Annotated in this window: 11 protein-coding genes; 8 read left to right on the forward strand and 3 right to left on the reverse strand. The window is 41.9% G+C overall.

Annotated elements, in window-relative coordinates; genetic code table 11:
• Positions 1-30: 30 nt before the first annotated feature.
• The 3 genes from V7K67_RS03270 to V7K67_RS03280 all read right to left on the reverse strand — a co-directional run bounded on the left by V7K67_RS03270 (position 31) and on the right by V7K67_RS03280 (position 3733).
• On the reverse strand, positions 31-1125 hold the full coding sequence (locus tag V7K67_RS03270) for a sensor domain-containing diguanylate cyclase (protein WP_334730211.1): 1095 nt from the start codon (positions 1123-1125) through the stop codon (positions 31-33).
• Between the two features lie 596 nt (positions 1126-1721).
• The gene (locus V7K67_RS03275) at positions 1722-1952 is read right to left on the reverse strand and encodes a DUF6737 family protein (protein WP_334730210.1); all 231 of its coding nucleotides are present in this window, start codon (positions 1950-1952) and stop codon (positions 1722-1724) included.
• Positions 1953-2110: 158 nt separating this feature from the next.
• Entirely contained in the window at positions 2111-3733 is a 1623-nt protein-coding gene (locus V7K67_RS03280) for a cyclic peptide export ABC transporter (RefSeq protein WP_335165232.1), read from the reverse strand.
• Positions 3734-4166: 433 nt separating this feature from the next.
• On the opposite strand from V7K67_RS03280, the gene V7K67_RS03285 reads away from it, so the two are divergent.
• From V7K67_RS03285 to V7K67_RS03320, 8 genes are all read left to right on the forward strand, one after another.
• A complete protein-coding gene (locus V7K67_RS03285; RefSeq protein ID WP_334730208.1) occupies positions 4167-5822 on the forward strand; it encodes a B12-binding domain-containing radical SAM protein in 1656 nt (551 codons plus the stop codon).
• Between the two features lie 130 nt (positions 5823-5952).
• Entirely contained in the window at positions 5953-7251 is a 1299-nt protein-coding gene (locus V7K67_RS03290; protein ID WP_335165234.1) for an RNA-guided endonuclease InsQ/TnpB family protein, read from the forward strand.
• A 74-nt stretch (positions 7252-7325) separates the two neighbouring features.
• The gene (gene hpnJ / locus V7K67_RS03295) at positions 7326-8780 is read left to right on the forward strand and encodes a hopanoid biosynthesis associated radical SAM protein HpnJ (protein WP_334730206.1); all 1455 of its coding nucleotides are present in this window, start codon (positions 7326-7328) and stop codon (positions 8778-8780) included.
• Between the two features lie 139 nt (positions 8781-8919).
• A complete protein-coding gene (locus V7K67_RS03300) occupies positions 8920-9780 on the forward strand; it encodes a ferritin-like domain-containing protein (protein ID WP_334730205.1) in 861 nt (286 codons plus the stop codon).
• Positions 9781-9793: 13 nt separating this feature from the next.
• Complete coding sequence (hpnK, locus tag V7K67_RS03305; RefSeq protein WP_334730204.1) at positions 9794-10732, forward strand: hopanoid biosynthesis-associated protein HpnK; 939 nt, start codon at positions 9794-9796, stop codon at positions 10730-10732.
• A gap of 351 nt (positions 10733-11083) precedes the next feature.
• Complete coding sequence (hpnI, locus tag V7K67_RS03310) at positions 11084-12295, forward strand: bacteriohopanetetrol glucosamine biosynthesis glycosyltransferase HpnI (RefSeq protein WP_334730203.1); 1212 nt, start codon at positions 11084-11086, stop codon at positions 12293-12295.
• A gap of 83 nt (positions 12296-12378) precedes the next feature.
• On the forward strand, positions 12379-12816 hold the full coding sequence (locus tag V7K67_RS03315; protein WP_334730202.1) for a transporter substrate-binding domain-containing protein: 438 nt from the start codon (positions 12379-12381) through the stop codon (positions 12814-12816).
• Between the two features lie 239 nt (positions 12817-13055).
• Positions 13056-15050, forward strand: coding sequence for a serine/threonine phosphatase (locus tag V7K67_RS03320; RefSeq protein ID WP_334730201.1), 1995 nt, complete (start codon positions 13056-13058; stop codon positions 15048-15050).
• Positions 15051-15155: the final 105 nt, after the last annotated feature.

Here is a 15155-nt window from a genome sequence, read left to right on the forward strand (position 1 = left end):
TCGCTAACGTAATTCGTAATTAAAGACTTTTTATGTAAGAGATTGCCGCTTCAGACGCTTCTGAGCGTACATTAATTTGTCAGAACTGGCGATTACTTGTTCTAGTGACATATCACTTTCTGGTGAGTAACACTCTATCCCCATACTCATCGAAAGTTCATAGTTACGGTTTTGCTGTTGATTAAAATTGGCGATATTTGTTTGTAGATACTCTTGGATGCTATCAGCGTCTTTAAAGTAGCTGGAGATGAAAACAATGAACTCATCTCCACCCAAGCGAGCGACAATATCAGAACTGCGAAAACTTTGCTTGAGTAATCGACCAGCATCAATAATCAAGGCATCTCCCATATCGTGACCCAGGGTGTCGTTAACCTGTTTTAGCCCATCTAAATCGATGAAGATAACCCAGCACAGTGCTTTCATCCGGTGAGCAATTTTTAACTCTTGTTCAGCCATCAGGAAGAAACCACGTCGGTTATGCAGACCGGTTAATTCATCAGTCAGTGACGCTTGTTTGCGGTTGCGAACTTCCTGAATGAGTTCCATCTGAGCGATCGCCTGGCGACTTAGGCGGCGCAGTGCATCTAACTGCTGGTAACTTAAGTGATGAGGAATGGTATCCAAAACACACAACGTCCCAATGGGAAGGCCATCGGGTGTAATTAGAGGGGCACCAGCATAAAAACGAATTTTGAGATTACCTTTGACTAAGGGATTGTTATTAAAGCGATCGTCCTTGATGGCGTTGGTAATCACTAATATATCCTCTGGTTGAAGAATGGCATGGGAGCAAAAAGCCCAATCTCTGGGTGTTTCGCTCGCTTGTAGTCCAACCTTAGATTTAAACCATTGGCGATCGGCATCAACTAAGCTAATTAAAGCAATTGGAGTCTTACAAATGTAGGCAGCAAGAGCAGTTATATCATCAAAAGCTTGTTCGGGTAGAGTATCCAGAATATTGTAATCCGCCAGCGCTTTGAGTCTTTCTGCTTCATTATCAGGTAGAGGAACAGCTTGGGTTTTCACAAGTGAGTGTCTGAGTCTTAACCAGGAAAGTCTGGAAGGCTGGAAATTTTGCAACAACCGCAGTATTACCTCTCCAGCAGCAAGGCTACGTGACATAAACATCTCTGCAACGAAAATCAACACTTGGTTGAATATACAGAAATATTGTATTATACGATGTTCTTCATGCCTTTGGTTTGCTCTGTTGTTCATGTCACCCTAGCCACTGTGCAAATTCCCTGAATATTTAGATACTTACAAGGTCTTTTGCCCACAGCCAGGTTGGAAATTATCAATATCAGCTAAAATTTATCAAAACTTATCATACTATCAGAGTTATTTTTCAAAGATATCAATTTTTGATACTGCTATAGTATGTATAAATACAGAAATTTCGAGGATTGGAAACTGCTCCTTGGAGCTTAGATTTACCCTACTCAGTGCTGAGTCTATTGGTGAATGAGCGATCGCATGGTAAGTTGTTAAGTACTTAATTTATACCTTGAGACCGCAGGGGAGAAGAGGAGAGGGTTTGAAGTTCTTACCCACAATTTCAATTGTGCAACTTGTATGCACAACAGCTTATCTTTCACCGGAGGCGATCGCTTAATTTTGTAGCACAGTCTTGTTCATCTCTGTGCATCTACGCAGAGATAAAATCTTGCCGGAATTGCTCCAGATAGAGCAATTTCCAGTATTACATCAGGCTCGAATTACTCTTTATACGACTCTAAAATACCACTGCGAATAATTAGTTGCGGCCAAAACAATACAAAAAATCCCATCCATGTTAATACAGGGATAGAAACGAGAACTGTTAGCCAAATAGTTTTAAATATCAACCAGCTACCACCAATCATTGTTACACCTGTGAGAATTATAGACCAGGGTTGACACCACCAAGGTTTGTAGTTCCAAGGACTTATGGGCTTTTGTTCAGACATTGGTTTTATTTAGTCAAACTCCAGATATTCCTTCATTAACAATTATGAGTTGTTTTGACAGACTAAGTACAACTTTGCATAAGTTCATAACTTTTTAAACGCAGAGGTACGCAGAGTTTTGCCAAAGTTAATTCGCTATGAATTAATGAAATGTTTTACTAAGTTTTGTCGTACTCGATTTTTCCATAGTCAAGTTTGATAATTCGGTCTGCTAAATGAAAATAGCGATCGTCATGGCTAATTACCAGCACTGTTTTACCCCGCGATCGCAATTCTGGAAGAAGTTGGGTGTAGAATATTTCCTTGAATACCGGATCTTGATCGGCTGCCCACTCATCAAATAGATAAATTGGTCGATCTTCCAAGTAGGCTGTGAGTAAAGCTAGGCGTTTCCGTTGTCCTTGAGAAAGAGCAGTGGTAGAAAGTTGGCCATTTTCAACTTTCACTTTATGGTCTAGTTGCAGTTGTTGTAAATATTTTGTGGCTTGAGCATCCAAATGAGAATTTTTTAATCCCAAAAGTTCTTCAAATAAATAAAAGTCGGAAAATACCACGGAAAAATGCTGGCGATACCATTCTCGATTCTGTTCCCTAATTAGATCGTCATCAAACCAAATTTCGCCATTTTCTGGGATATAAAGTCCGGTAATTAGTTTAGCTAATGTAGATTTTCCGCTACCATTACCGCCGACAATGAAGACTAATTCTTGAGGATAGAGTGTCAAATCTATGGAACCAAAGATAAAGCTATTATCTTCTTGATCTGTGTAGTAAGTGTGGGTAACGCTTTTAAATTTTAACCTGTGCCAGTCAGATTTCAAAGCAGGCGGAACAGTGGATATTTCAGTTCGACTTGCTAGAGATAAACCCAGTGATTCGATTTTTTGCAAAGCAATGCTAGCTTTGCTTAATAGAGGAAGTTTGCTGATGATGTTATCCATTGGTAACACCAAGTAAGTGAAGGTCAAAATGTAACCAGAGAGAGTTTCGGGATTGATGGTAAGCAGATTAGGCAGCACAAACAGTACAAAACCGAGGGCAAAAAAGAATATGAGTTGACCCCAACTTGAAGTTATGGCAAAAAGAGTTAGACCTTTAACATTGTGATGACGGAACTCGTTAGCAGTTGATTGCAGTTTTTCTGCTAAAAAGTCTTCACGCCGCTTGTAGTTGAGTTTGAGTTCCTTGACTCCTTCGGTAATGGTGCGAAAATGTTTAAATAGATGATCTTCATCTTCACGAGCTAGGGTTAGCAATTGCCCTCCTCGGTTGAGTAGCCACTGACAACTAGCGATCGCAACTACTGAAATTCCACAAACCATCAGCAATACTAACCAAGAGAGCCAGGTTATATATGCTATACAACCCAGGACGATCGCTAAATTAATAAAAATGAAAGGCATCTGATAAACAGCATCAGCAACCGCCTGAATATCTTCTGTGAGAGTTGCCAATAATCGAGGATTCCCTAAGCGTTCCAGATGACTCAACTCGGAAGCGAGAATCTGGCGACTTAAACGCATTCGTAATTGCAAGACTGCGTTTTGAGAAAGACGAACTAGCATCACTTGAGAAATGATACTGGTAATCAGTGCAACTATTGCCAGCCCCGCAAAACCCCAAATTATCGATGTGAGGCGGGAAGCACTACCGCTACTAGCAGTAGTATGGCTAATTAAGGCAATCAAGCCAGCACTACTACCGCCACTCAAGAATCCCGTAGCGATCGCGATCACCACCATCCCCCACGAAGAACGCAAAAGAAAGTAAATCAAATTCATGACAGAGGCCTATACCCAGTTGGATACAACAAAAAATGAAAATCTCTCTTTTTATGTCTCATGGGCGATTTCCATAATTTTTGTTTGCCAACCAATTAAATTTGTGTTACTAGGGTGGATTTTATATTTTACCAGTTAAACACCCCTTCAAATATCACGATGAATCAGGCAGAAGGCAAGATTAGGCAATTTATAATAGACATCTGGTGAAAATGAATGTAGAGACGTAGCACTGCTACGTCTCTACAAAGGTTTTGGGTAACGCATATTGAATTTCACCAGATGTCTAATGATTAGGACTTTGCTTTGAGGAAAAATACATTTCTAATTCCTTCTGCCTCCTGCCTTTCTTTGGTAAGCTAGTTGGAATTACAGCTAATTATGTCAATAAACTGTCAAATTACCTGCTCAGTTTTCCAGGGTGAAATTTGCGATGACTGTAAATCTAAAGTCTTCAGAGAAACGAATTAATGTCGCGGTCGATTCCAAAACCGCTCCTGTCACTCAAGGAACCCGCTACGTTCCTTCGCACTATCGACGCATTCTGTGCATCTTTCCCAAATACAGCCGCTCCTTTGGTACTTTTCATCACGCTTACCCACTGATGGGTAAAGTTCGGGCTTTTATGCCACCCCAAGGTATTTTAATTGTGGCTGCCTACTTACCTAAACAATGGGAAGTGCGCTTTATTGATGAGAATGTCAAATCAACGACAAGGGCTGATTATCAATGGGCTGATGTGGTGATTGTGAGTGGAATGCATATCCAAAAACCACAGATTAATCAAATTAATGAACTTGCCCATCGAGCCGGGAAAATTACCGTTGTGGGTGGGCCTTCGGTATCTGGGTGTCCAGAATATTATCCGGAATTTGACATTTTAAATTTGGGTGAGTTGGGAGATGGAAGCGATCGCCTGATCGAATATCTAGACCAAAATCTGGAACGTCCCCAACAGCAAATTCGCTTTGAAACCAAGGAACGTCTACCCTTAACAGAGTTCCCAACTCCAGCTTATCATTTGCTGAATATCAATGATTATTTCCTGGCAAATGTCCAGTTTTCTAGTGGCTGTCCTTATCACTGCGAGTTTTGTGATATTCCCGAACTCTATGGCAACAGTCCCCGGATGAAAACACCAGAGCAAGTAGTCGCGGAGTTAGACGCAATGCGACAATCTGGCAATTTGGGGGCAGTGTATTTTGTCGATGATAACTTTGTTGGCGATCGCCGCGCCGCCATGAAGTTACTTCCTCACCTGATTGACTGGCAAAAACGCAATGGCTACCCCATCCAGTTTGCCTGTGAAGCAACGCTCAATCTAGCTCAAAGTCCAAAATTGCTAGAAATGATGCGCGAAGCCTATTTTTGCACAATCTTTTGTGGCATCGAAACACCAGAACCAAATGCCCTCCATGCGATTTCCAAAGACCAAAATCTGAGTATGCCCATCTTAAAAGCAATTCAGGTTTTAAATAGCTATGGTATGGAAGTAGTATCAGGAATCATCATTGGGTTAGATACAGATACACCAGAAACAGCAGACCGAATTATCGAATTTATTCGGGCATCCCAAATTCCCATGTTGACAATTAACCTACTTCATGCTTTGCCTAGAACTCCATTATGGCGGAGATTAGAAGCAGAAGGACGACTCGTTTTTGATGAAAACCGCGAATCAAATGTTGAATTTTTGATGCCCTACGAGCAAGTTGTTGAGATGTGGCGGCGCTGCATCACAACTGCTTATGAGCCAGAATTTTTATATGAGCGGTTCGCCTACAACATGGAACACACCTATCCAAACCGCATCAAAATTCCTAACAGCCCATCTCGCGCTTCTGCGGCTAATATTCGCAAGGGTTTAACTTATTTCAGCAATATTTTGCTGCGGGTAGGCTTATTTAGTAACTATCGTCAGACTTTCTGGAAAATGGCCAAGCCAGCACTAAAAGCAGGAAATATAGAAAACTTGATTCACGTTGGACTTGTTGGGCATCATTTGATTAAGTTTGCCCAAGATTGCGCCAAAAATGAAGAATCAGCTTCGTTCTATTCCCAGAAAATTCTCACCAAAGTTCGTAGCTAATTAGATGGGTGGGAAAATTTATAAGTATTATAAAACTTCAATAAAAATCTAGTCTAACCTAGTCAGATATAGTCTTTCATGTCCTCATTGAATGGTAGAATAATCTTGTCCGACAAATCAATTCAATAATATGCGTCAAGTAGAAAAGCACATAATCAAAGAAGGACATGAATGGTTTGATTACTGCACTGATATAACTACTATTTCCCGACAGCTTTACAACACTGCTCAATTCACCCAACGTCTTGGTTTTTTCTACGGCTGGGGGACTCAAACACAAGCTTGCTTAGACAGTTTATTTAAACAAAACGAGAACTATAAATCAATGCCTGCCAAAGTAGCCCAACTCGTTTTGAAACAGAATGCAGATGCATGGAACGCTTACTACAAGGGAGTATCAGCCTATAAACTTGATTCAACTAAGTTCACAGGTAGACCGAAGCCACCCAGTTATGTTGATGATCAAAACGTAGTTAAGTTCAATAATCAAGCAATTGGTAAAAGAGAATTTGGTAAGGGTACAGTTGTCCCATCAATGTCACCAATCAAGATTCCGGTTAAACCTGGACTAAAGTTTGATGACTTGTGCGAAGTACGAATTATCCCAAAAACGGGATGCTTTATTATCGAAGTAGTTTATGAAATTCCTAAACCTTGTGAATTATTTTGTAGTTTGAATCCGGAACTGAATGCGGCGATAGACATTGGTTTAGATAATCTAGCAACAATTGTTTTTAACGACTTAACAATACAGCCGATTATTGTAAATGGTAAACCCTTGAAATCAGCAAACCAGTTTTACAACAAGCAGGTTGCCAAGTTTCGAGGAATTCTTGCCAAGGGTTTTGGCAAATCAAAGCGAATTGCAAACATCGTTCGCAATCGCAATCAATTTGTAGATTCATATTTACATCAGTCCACAAAAATGATTGTGGATGAATTTCTATCTCTTGGCGTAACTCACGTATCAATCGGAAAGAATGAACAATGGAAAACACATCTTAATTTAGGTAAGCGCACAAACCAAAACTTTACTCAAATACCACACGCCAAATTTATCAAGATGCTGACTTATAAGCTAGAACGAGTCGGCATCACCGTTAAGGTTGCAGAAAAAAGCTACACGAGTAAGGCTTCTGCCATTGATTGGGACATTATCCCAACTTATCAACCTAACAAGAAGATAAAACATCTATTCTCAGGAAGACGTGTTGAACGTGCGTGGTATATTAGCTCATCTGGTTTGAAGATTCATGCCGACGTGAACGGCTCGTTCAACATCGGCAGAAAAAGTAATCCTGAAGGTTTCGACTCTATCAAGTCTATTCTAAGGGATAGGGGATGTCTGGTAGTACATCCAAGGCGGATAACTCCACTATTTAAGCGTGTCCATGCTGAAAGTAGAGTCGCTTCAAACCGAGTTGCATAAGTCTCACTATATTTGACTATGTGATTTGGAACTATTAAGTAGAACCTCTGAACTATATACAAGGAAATATACCTGTGAAGAAAACTTTGTTTCTCAGCCCTCCTTCCTTCGATGGGTTTGATGGTGGCGCAGGTTCTCGATACCAAGCCAAGCGTGAGATTACCTCCTTCTGGTATCCGACATGGCTGGCGCAACCCGCAGCCCTTGTACCTGGTAGCAAGCTGATTGATGCACCCCCACACAATCAAACAGTTGAAGATGTCATCGAAATTGCTCAAGATTACGAGCTAATTATCATGCACACCAGCACGCCTTCGCTGCCTAATGACGTGAAGTGTGCCGAGACAATCAAAGCTCAAAACCCTAATGTCCAGATTGGCTTGATTGGAGCGCACGTAGCAGTCTTACCAGAACAGACGTTGCTGGAAAACCCAATCATTGACTTTGTGTGTCGTCACGAATTCGACTATACCTGCAAAGAAATAGCAGAAGGTAAATCTTGGGAAGAAATCACAGGTCTAAGTTACCGCGATCGCCAGGGTAATATACATCATAATGAAGACCGCCCCTTAATTCACGATTGGGATTCGATGCCCAGTGTATTGCCGATTTATCACCGTGATTTAGATATTACTAAATACTTTATTGGCTACTTGCTGCATCCATACATTTCCTTTTACACTGGGCGGGGCTGTCCGGCAAAATGTACCTTCTGCCTTTGGCCGCAAACAATTGGTGGACATTTATACCGCACTAAAAGCCCCGAAGCAGTTGGGCGCGAGATGGAAGAAGCCAAAGCCATCTTCGGCGACAAGGTGCGAGAATACATGTTTGATGACGACACCTTTACTATAGACAAACAGCGAGCGATCGCAATTAGCGAACATCTGCGGCGACTCAAACTGACTTGGAGTTGTAACGCCCGTGCAAATCTAGACTATGACACCCTCAAAAAACTACGCGATAACGGCTTACGCCTACTCTTAGTCGGATTTGAATCTGGCAATCAGCAAATTTTGGATGGCATTAAAAAAGGAATCAAGCTCGAAGTAGCGCGGAAGTTTATGGAAAATTGTCATAAACTTGGCATTACCGTACACGGCACATTTATCATTGGTTTACCCGACGAAACGCCACAAACAATTGAAGAAACAGTCCGGTTTGCTTGCGAGATTAGTCCTCATACAATTCAGGTTTCGATTGCCGCTCCCTATCCTGGAACAGAACTTTATCGTCAAGCACAAGAAAATAATTGGTTTAGCAACAGTTCCTTAGTTGCTAGTTCCGGAATTCAAATGTCTACACTGCAATATCCAAATCTCTCCAGTGCTGAAATTGAAGATGCAGTTGAGAAGATGTATCGGAAGTTCTACTTCCGTCCCAGAGCGATTATCCCAATTGTTGGCGAAATGCTCACCGATCCTCAAATGTTAGTGCGCCGTTTGCGTGAAGGACGGGAATTTTTCTCTTACTTGAAAGACCGTCGTACCCAAGCAACAGCAAAAGCAGAATCAGTCGTTGTTGGTTAGTTGTTTTGATGGAGGAATTGACAATAACCCAGCCAAATAAGTACATGAACAAAAATATTTACAGTGATTGCGATCACAATGACATTGTGTAATTAATTCTGTCCCACTACTTATCAACAAGTTAAAGAATTCTTCAGCCATGAAAATAGGAAGCAAAGAACACAAAGAACTTTTTTGCCGGAGCTTTCTTGAAAGTCATTTAGAGTATGAGCCAGAACGGCTTCCTTGGCCGACTTTGGATAATGTAGCTCTCGAAAGCTTGCGAAGCATCCCCTTTTGGAGAGAAGCACTCAATACCGAACAAGAAGCAGGAGTGATGGTGAACGCTTTTGCAGCCACAATTAGCGACCCTTTATTAAAAGAAGCGATCGCTCTACAAGCTATGGAGGAAGTTCGCCACGGGAGACTAATTAAATTCCTCATCAATCACTACGATATTCAGATTTCCGCACCTCCTGCACCTGTACTTCCTAGTAATATTAAAACGGCTTTCCTTGACTTTGGTTTTGGTGAATGTCTGGACTCTTTTTTAGCCTTTGGCTTGTTTGGACTCGCTCATCGTCATGTCAGCTACATCCCAGAAGCATTGTTCAATATCTTCGATGCAGTTCTAAATGAAGAAGCCCGTCATATCATGTTCTTCGTTAATTGGGTTACATACTTGCAAATTCAGGAGGGCAAAAGTAATTGGTCACGGGGAATTAATGCTCTTGTGCATTACAGCAGAGCCTTACAGGATAAGATTAAAGCCTTTAGTGGTTCTAATGAGGAACAACAAGAGGGTTTCACAGCCACCGGTGCTAGCAGCTTTATAGATAATTTAACCCCAGAGTTATTGTTATCTACTTGCTTGGAAGAAAACACCCGACGGCTTAGTGTATTTGATCGAGAACTACTCCAACCGCAACTGATACCGAACCTGGCTAAAACTGCCTTAGCGACTCTCAGACTTATACCTCGGCGTCAGTCTCACTCAATAGCTCAATTATCGGAACCTTAAAAATCCAAAACTTATGCCAGCACAGCGTTTCGCCATCATCAACGGTGATGACTTTGGTTTCTCTGAAGGAGTTAATCAAGCAATTATCAAAGCACACAACGAAGGAGTGCTAACTAGTACCAGCCTGATGGTGAGCGCTGATGCTGCAAAAGAGGCTGTCACCTTGGCAAAGGCCAATTCAAATCTGGCTGTTGGACTACATCTTGTGTTGATATGTGGACGTTCTGTGCTACCACCAGAGCAAATTCCCCATTTAGTTGACAAACAAGGTAACTTTTCCAACAGTCCATTTTTTGCCGGGTTGCGCTATCAATTTGTTAAGGAAGCCCGTCAAGAACTGCGTCAAGAAATTCGCGCCCAGTTAGAAAAATACCGTTCTACTGGTTTGCCCCTCTCTCATGTAGATGGGCATTTGCATTTGCATATACATCCGGTAGTCTTGCGTATTTTAGTTGACTTGGCACGAGAATTTGATATTAAAGTGATTCGTCTTCCCAGTGAGGAACTGGGGATGACCTTGAGAGTTAATCGCAGTCATCTACTGACAAAGCTAGTTTGGTCAGGAGTATTTGGCAGACTACGCCGCTATGGTGAGAAGCTGCTAGAATCCCAAGGCATTAGCTTTACCGAAAGAGTTTACGGTTTATTGCAAACTGGTGGCATTACAGAGGAATATTTACTGGGGTTGATACCCCAAATTCAGGCAAACTTGGTGGAGATTTACTCTCATCCAGCGATGCCTAAGGCGGGCAACTCTTGGAGAGGCTACGGCAACGCCAACGCAATTCACGGCGATTCTTTAAATGAAGAACTAGTGACAGGTGAAGCAGAATTGGCTGCATTGTTAAGTAATAAGGTACGCGAAGCGCTGCTGAGTAACGGCTTTGAAATTACCAACCACCATTTTCTATCCCAACGTACTGGCGTGGCAAGCAAAAAAATAGTGCATTAGACGTAGGTTGGGTTACGCTCCGCTCCACCCAACCTACAATTTTTTTGCTGAATCAACACCAGATGCTTTCAGGAATAATTGCACCAGATCAAAATATGTCATGAAAATTTAAAAGTAAACAGGACTTACGCAAAAATTGCTAAAAAGCTTAATTTATCGAACCGCCAAGAGCGCCTTCGCAGAAGCGTCTCGAAGAGAAGGATTCGTAAAGTGTGCGTAAGTCCTAGTAAAATTTCTCTGAATTAATAACTTTGTCATCCCAATTTGATCTAACCTAACATAAAAAAATCCTAAACTCCTCGGCAAAGAATCTAGAAAATGCTAATATTACTTGCCTGCTAATAAATGTTCATGTTTGTATCTACTTTTTTAACAAATCTTAACCAGATTATAATTGACTTATTACTATTTTTGTGCATATCATCAGTCTGGTTTTATTGTTACGCAATTTATGCAGCAATAACTTTTTTTGCTGCTCCCCAACCAATTGATCTAGATTTTCACCCACCTGTTAGTATCCTCAAACCCATTTGTGGGCTTGATAGTGATACTTATAAAAACCTAGCCTCATTTTGTCAGCAGAACTATCCAGAATATCAAATCATCTTTGCAGTGCGAAACTCTCAAGACCCTTGCATAGAGGTGATAGAGAAAATCATCCATAATTTTTCAGATTTGGATATTTTGTTAATAGTAAGCGATCGCGTCATTGGTACAAACCTCAAAGTTAGCAACTTGGCCAATGCCGCAGACAAAGCTAAATACGAAATTCTAGTCCTTGCTGATAGTGACATCCGAGTTGGAACAGACTATTTGCAAAGAGTTGTCCAGCCGTTACAAGACAAAAGCGTGGGTGTAGTCACCTGTATGTATCGCTCCTTAGCACAAGGATGGATATCGACATTGGAGGCTATTGGTACTACTACTGAGTTTCATGCTGGGGTTTTAGTCAGCAACATCCAGGAAAATGGTGTAAAATATGCCTTTGGTTCCACCATTGTCATCCCGAAAAAAGTACTAGAAGCCATCGGTGGATTTGAAGTGATCGCTGATTATCTGGCAGATGATTTCCAGCTTGGCTATCTACCCGTCCAAGCAGGTTATAAGGTTGTGCTTTCCAACTACATCGTTGAACATGTACAGATCGGCAACAACTTAGTTGATGCTCTCAAGCGACAGATTCGTTGGGCGCGTGGTAAACGAGTTTCTCGTCCTTGGGGTTATCTAGGACTCATTTTTACCTATGGTGTCGTCACCAGCTTGCTACTGCTGATTGTCACTGATGGTTCAATAGTAGGATGGTTAGGACTATGTATCTGTTGGGTAACAAGATTGCTGATGGCTTGGATCGTTGGTACTATTAGTCTGAAAGATCCAATAGTCAAAAAGTTTCTGTGGCTCGTTCCTGGGTGGGACTTATTAAGTTTTGTTGTTTGGTTTTTTGGCTTTATTGGCAACACTATAGAGTGGCGGGGGCAGCAACTAAAGCTAACTAAAGATGGAAAGCTATTAGTACAAGAAGACAAAAGTTATCAATTATCAATTAAGGTTTTAACTAGTTAGTTATTTTGTGGTTTTAGTTTGAAAACACGCCCTAGTCTCTAGTCCCCCTTTACTAATGACCAATGACCAATGACCAATGACTAATGACCATAGTGAAATTGATTAACTTGAAATGGCAGCAGGTAATTCTGAGCTTAGGCTGTTTCCTACTGCTCATTGCCTGTAACAATTCTTATCAGACTACAAATCCAGGTGTTCAACCTCTGAAGGTGGCAACAGACCCTACCTTTATCCCCTTTGAAATCAAAACGGCTAGCGGGAATTTAGAAGGTTTTGATATTGATTTGATAAATGCGTTGGCGATGCCTGCGGCGGGTATCGCTAAAGTAGGAGGATTTGCAGTCCAGTTTGAAAGTCTGCCCTTTGATGGCATAATATCAGCCTTGCAAGCCAAAAGAGTTGATGCAGCAATTAGCGGAATTACGATTACTGCTGAACGCCAGAAAACAATTGCTTTTTCACGACCTTATTTTAAAGCTGGACTAGCGATCGCTGTACGCGAAGACAACCATAAGAGTTAGGAGTTAGGAGTTTTGTTTATCTCCCTCATCTCCCTCATCTCCCTCATCCTCCCACTCCCCCATCTATAAGGAATATGCTGCCAATATATGAAATATTTATCTAATATGCGTCACAATTAATACTGCCACCAAAATTTATTGATAAACTACAATCTACTGTAGTCAGGGACAGCCAATTGCGGCACCTTGGATCTCCGTGGCTAGAAGCACCTTGGAACGGGAATAAAGGAACTTCCACTATGCTGATTTGCCCTCAGTGTAAATTTGAAAACCCCAATAGCAACAAATTCTGTCAAAACTGTGGCACGTCCCTGACTTACAAGGTCTGTCCTGAATGCAGTACTGATGATATCCCGATGAATGCACTACGTTGTCATAACTGTGACACGGAATGTGGAACAGTGTTTTGGGCAATTATTGCTAAGGAAAAGACTGGCGAAGCTTTAGGAGATGAGGGAGATGTGGAGGATAAGGGAGATTTGGGGGATGAGGGAGAAATATCTTCTTCATCTCCTCTATCCCCTAGCTCTCAGATTGTATTAGGCTCTTATTTAGACCCCCAAGAGCGCTATCAATTGTTAGATCCGCTACCTGCCCAAACTCAAATTGACACCATTACTGATGTAGGTGTGAGAGTTCTAGACTGCCAACCATATCAAATATCACCAATTGAGGCAATCCTAGCAAGTCAGCAATCAGATTTGCTAACGCCATCAGCAGAAGCAAATGGAATTCCCTACCTTGCTAAACTTTATATTGCCTCACAATCCCAAGGTGAGTTGGGGATACCGCCGATTCACGACGCCTGGCAGCAGGATGATATACAGGTAGTAATAATTGAAGATCGCTCGAATTGGCAGTATTTACTCGACCTGTGGCAACAAGAAACAACGAGTTCGTTAAAAATTTTACACTGGTGTTATGAAATGACCCAACTTTGGGCAGCATTGGAACCAGTAAATTGTCGTCAAAGCCTTTTAGAATTGTCGAATTTGCGGCTGGATGAAGACCAAACGCTGGCGCTACAAAGGTTGTATGTAGAATCATCCAATTCTCAGCCCGCCACGGAGTCGCCAGAAGATGCCCAAGTCCAAACATCTGCCATTCCAGAGGAACCGTTAACTATCCAAGCTTTGGGACGGGTTTGGCAAGCACTATTTAGACAGTCTCAAAGGACTCAATTTGGCTCTGTAGTCCAGATGTTGGGGGATTTAGATGTAGGCAAGATCGAGACGATCGCACAATTGCGATCGCGTTTGGAGGAAATCTCTATTGAACTAGAAGCATTAGGAACCGCAACTTTGCCCCCAATAAAGGAGAAAGATACTGCTGTGCCCATGATCCCGGAATCAGATGAGCCAGAAGATATCATTAGCAAAATTGATGATTTGCCAACTGTTGTGCTGGCGATGCAGTTAAGTAGCTTGGAAGATGCAGGACGCACAGATGTAGGGCGTCAACGTCATCATAACGAAGATTGCTTTGGCATTGAAACCAAAATTCACAAGCTGGAGTTTCCCAAAAGTCGAGTCTTGGAAGGGCATGGTTTGTATATTCTCTGTGATGGTATGGGTGGACATGCTGGCGGTGAAATAGCCAGTGAGTTAGCAGTCAACACCCTACGGCAATACTTTCAAGAACACTGGATTGCCAACCAACTACCAACAGAAGATAGCATTCGTGGGGCAGTGTATTTAGCTAATGAGGCGATTTACAAGCTCAATCAACAAGATGCCCGTTCTGGAGTTGGGCGTATGGGTACAACTTTGGTAATGCTCTTAATTCAAGATACTCAAGCCGCAGTTGCTCACGTAGGAGATAGCCGTCTCTATCGCGTGACACGCAAACAGGGATTAGAACAAATCACAGTAGATCACGAAGTTGGGCAACGGGAAATTACGCGCGGAGTGGAAGCAAGCATCGCTTACGCCCGCCCAGATGCCTACCAACTCACCCAAGCCTTGGGGCCTCGTGATGAAAACTCGATTGATCCCGATGTCGGCTTTTTCGACATCAATGAAGATACTCTTCTGCTGTTGGCATCGGACGGTCTATCAGATAATGATTTACTAGAAACCCATTGGCAGACTCACTTAGAACCCTTACTTAGTTCTGGCGCTAACTTAGAACGGGGTGTTATAGACTTAATTGAGTTGGCGAACCAATACAATGGTCATGACAATATTACTGGTATACTAATTCGGGCAAAAGTACGCCCAAATTTGGAAAGTTGAAAAAATGGGCATGGCTAATGGCTAATGGCTAATGGCTAATGGCTAATGGCTAATGGCTAATGGCTAATGGCTAATGGCTAATGGCTAATGGCTAATGGCTAATGG

This window comes from Nostoc sp. (assembly GCF_036917155.1).
Classification (GTDB): Bacteria; Cyanobacteriota; Cyanobacteriia; order Cyanobacteriales; family Nostocaceae; genus Nostoc.

What these genes read in the sequence shown, in the direction of transcription:
- V7K67_RS03270 (WP_334730211.1), bottom strand. Translation starts at nt 1,125, where the DNA reads ATGTCACGTAGCCTTGCTGCTGGAGAGGTAATACTGCGGTTGTTGCAA.
- V7K67_RS03275 (WP_334730210.1), bottom strand. Translation starts at nt 1,952, where the DNA reads ATGTCTGAACAAAAGCCCATAAGTCCTTGGAACTACAAACCTTGGTGG.
- V7K67_RS03280 (WP_335165232.1), bottom strand. Translation starts at nt 3,733, where the DNA reads ATGAATTTGATTTACTTTCTTTTGCGTTCTTCGTGGGGGATGGTGGTG.
- V7K67_RS03285 (WP_334730208.1), top strand. Translation starts at nt 4,167, where the DNA reads ATGACTGTAAATCTAAAGTCTTCAGAGAAACGAATTAATGTCGCGGTC.
- V7K67_RS03290 (WP_335165234.1), top strand. Translation starts at nt 5,953, where the DNA reads ATGCGTCAAGTAGAAAAGCACATAATCAAAGAAGGACATGAATGGTTT.
- V7K67_RS03300 (WP_334730205.1), top strand. Translation starts at nt 8,920, where the DNA reads ATGAAAATAGGAAGCAAAGAACACAAAGAACTTTTTTGCCGGAGCTTT.
- hpnK (WP_334730204.1), top strand. Translation starts at nt 9,794, where the DNA reads ATGCCAGCACAGCGTTTCGCCATCATCAACGGTGATGACTTTGGTTTC.
- hpnI (WP_334730203.1), top strand. Translation starts at nt 11,084, where the DNA reads ATGTTTGTATCTACTTTTTTAACAAATCTTAACCAGATTATAATTGAC.
- V7K67_RS03315 (WP_334730202.1), top strand. Translation starts at nt 12,379, where the DNA reads ATGACCATAGTGAAATTGATTAACTTGAAATGGCAGCAGGTAATTCTG.
- V7K67_RS03320 (WP_334730201.1), top strand. Translation starts at nt 13,056, where the DNA reads ATGCTGATTTGCCCTCAGTGTAAATTTGAAAACCCCAATAGCAACAAA.